Raw genomic sequence first — 3,369 nt, 5'->3', positions numbered from 1 at the left:
TTGCCAAGATTGGTGTGCTTAATAAGCAGATGATGTTAGGACTCTCAAGTGTCAATTCCGATAGCTCTTCCCGCAGTATAGAATACACCTTGTCTGCAAATCGTGGTATGTTTTACATTTATGAGGACAATAAGTATATATGTTATACGGGGGTTCACTATACCGTTGGTGATTATATGAAGGTCGTTAGGTCGGGCAACACAATAAAATATTATCACATTAAGGCAGCTGATGGTGCACTTGCCAAAGGCACTTTGCTTTATACCTCAGACAAACCTTCAAATGCAAACACCAAATTGTTTATGGGCAGCTCTTTTTACGATGTAGGCGCCAAATTGTCAGACATACAAATGTTTAGTGGCAATAATTTGGCACTTTCAGTGGATGTTTATGCGCCAAAACCCACTGTTGATGCTTGGCATATAAAAGGTGCGGTTAACAACAAAGGGGCTTTTGCTTTGGGGAGTGAAGTTAAAATAACCCTCACAATCGATGAAAACATTACTTTGTCCAATGTTGGTAGTAATAAAATCGTGATTGCTGGCAAAGAATTTCTATTAACAGGTATCAATGGTGCGCTAACCAAGACATTGGAATTTGCTTACACCGTTCAACTTAATGACAAAATAGACGCTGCTTTTTATATTGACAGTAAAGATGATATTGTTTTGAACAGCATTCAAGATGCAGACGGCAACAACATTGACTTTGGCAACATTTCCAGAGGCTTGGACATTAGCCCTAGCAGTCAAAACCTTGCCCTAAGTAGCAATGGGCTAGCGACCATTACCACGAATGTTACCAGTTGGCATACCAACGACATCGCTACTAACATCGGCAGAATGACTGATGGCAACACCAGTTCAAGTGGCGCATTAGATTATGCCGTACACCCAATGAATGCTGATGGAAAGCATATTTTATTTGACTTTAAGGGGCTTAACTATAACAACGGTAGCTTTAAACTTTATAATCGCAAAGGTATTACCGGAAGGATTAACGGCTCAATTGTTGATTTTATTAAAGATGGTGTAGTAGTGTCAACCCGCACGATCAACGATGCAGGTAATGTGGTTGAAATCACCCCCGAAAGTGACATTGTTTTTGATCAAGTTAGACTGACTTTTAGCGGTGATGCACAAAATTTCCGTGAAGTGAAAATTTTTGGTAAAAATTCATCTTTGTTAATAGATTCTGGCGCCCCAGAGCCCCTGAAAAATAACGCTTGGCGCATTAATAGAGAGATTGCCGATAGCAGTGGTGCATTTACCATTGGTGATGAAATCAAAGTAACGCTACTTTTGGATGAGTCGGTTATCTTGGCAAATATTGGTAGCAATAAAATCGTTGTTGCTGGTAAGGAATTTCTATTAACAGGCGTCAATGGTGAATACACTGATACATTAGAGTTTGCTTACACTGTAAAGGTTGACAATAACATTAACGCTAAAGATTTTAATATTGAGAGCACAGAAGACATTGTGTTAAGCGATGTTAAAGATGTGGATGGCAATAGCATTGATTTTAGCACTATCACCGACTCTGTGGCACTCTCAAAGGCATCGTTTAATACCGATCTTATCATTGGGGGTGGCAATAAGATACGCCATAGCGATGGCGTTTATGAAAAAACTTATAGCGCCAACTGGAATGCTGACGTTACTTCCTCCAAAGGATTTGTTAATGATGGTTATGTTATTGCCAAGATTGATAGAATTGGCAAAAGGTTAATGCTCGGACTTTCAAGTGATGATACTAATGATTCTTTCGACAGTATAGGTTATGCTTTGTATGCGGACTCAGGTGTGGGCAATAAATTTGTCATCTATGAGAGTGGACAGCATCAGTATGACACAGGGGTTACTTATGCTGCTGGCGACTATATGAAAGTTGTTAGATCAGGCACTACAATAAAATATTACCATATCAAAGCCAGTGAAGGTGCCCTTGCCAAAGGCACTTTGCTTTACACCTCAAACAAAACCTCAAATATAGGAACTGAATTGTTTTTAGACAGTTCTTTTCATGATGTGGGTGCTAAATTATCAGATATGCGCATATATAGCGGTAATTATTCGGCACTTTCAGTCAATATGTATGCACCAGAGCCCATTGCTGATGCTTGGCATATAGAGGGTGCGGTGAATCGCAAGGGGGTATTTACGCTTGGCAGTGAAATTAGAATAACACTGACACTAGATGAAGAGGTTATCTTGGCAAATGTTGGCAGTAATAAAATTGTTGTTGCTGGCAAAGAGTTTCTATTAACAGGCACCAATGGCTCTGCAACCCGCACCTTAAAATTTATTTACACAGTTCAACCCAACGATAAAACCAATGCTGATTTTTATATTGATAGTAAAGACGACATTGTCTTAACTGGCATTCGAGATGTATCAGGTAACAGTATTGATTTTGGTGATATCTCTAAGGGTTTGGGCATTAGCAGCAGTCAAAACCTTGCCCTAAGCAGCAAAGAGCTGGCGACCATCAGCACCAATGTTACTCGTTGGCATGACAATGGCACCGCTTCCAATATTGCAAAAATGACCGATGGCAACACCAGTTCAAGTGGTGCATTAGATTATGCCGTACACCCATTGGATGCTGATGGAAAATACATTTTGTTTGACTTTAAAGGGGTTCATTACAACAACGGCAGTTTTAAACTTTTTAATCGCAAGAGGAATACTGATAGGATTAATGGCTCAATCGTTGATTTTCTTAAAGAAGGCGTGGTGGTTTCAACCCGCACTATTGATGAGGCAGGTGAGATTGTTGAAATCACCCCAGCAAGTGATATTGTTTTTGATCAAGTTAGGCTCACTTTTAGTGGCGATACACAAAATTTCCGTGAAGTGGAGATTTTAGGTAAAAATTCAACTTTATTAATGGATTCTGGCGCCCCAGAGCCCCTGAAAAATAACGCTTGGCGTATTAATAGTGAGATTATCGATAGCAGTGGTGCATTTACCACTGGCGATAAAATCAAAGTAAGATTGTTTTTGAATGAGTCTGTTACTTTGGCAAAGGTTGGCAGTAATAAAATTATCGTTGCCAACAAGGAATTCTTGTTAACAGGTACTAACGGGGTAACCACCGACACATTAGAGTTTGTTTACATTGTAAAGATCAATGATAATATTAGCGCTGAAAACTTTGATATTGACAGTAAAGAAGATATTGTGTTAAGCGATGTTAAAGATGTGGATGGTAATAGTATTAATTTTAGCGCTATCACCGACTCCGTGGAACTTGCCAATCTAGTGCTGGATACAGGCTTTAGAATTAGCGATTGTAATAAAATAAACCAAACCAGGGGTATTTACGAAAAAATCTCTGACAGATCTACGGGTGTTTACGAAAAAA

Annotated in this window: 1 protein-coding gene; it reads left to right on the top strand. The window is 39.2% G+C overall.

Going from position 1 to position 3,369, the window contains the following annotated elements:
- Positions 1-29 precede the first annotated feature (29 nt).
- On the top strand, positions 30-3,369 hold a 3,340-nt coding region (locus BAZSYMA_RS06835), incomplete at its 3' end, for a hypothetical protein (protein WP_143243133.1).

The organism is Bathymodiolus azoricus thioautotrophic gill symbiont (assembly GCF_001298715.1).
Taxonomy (GTDB): Bacteria; Pseudomonadota; Gammaproteobacteria; order PS1; family Pseudothioglobaceae; genus Thiodubiliella.
Note: the sequence above shows the minus strand (reverse complement) of the source record. Positions and strands in the feature narration are given on the sequence as shown.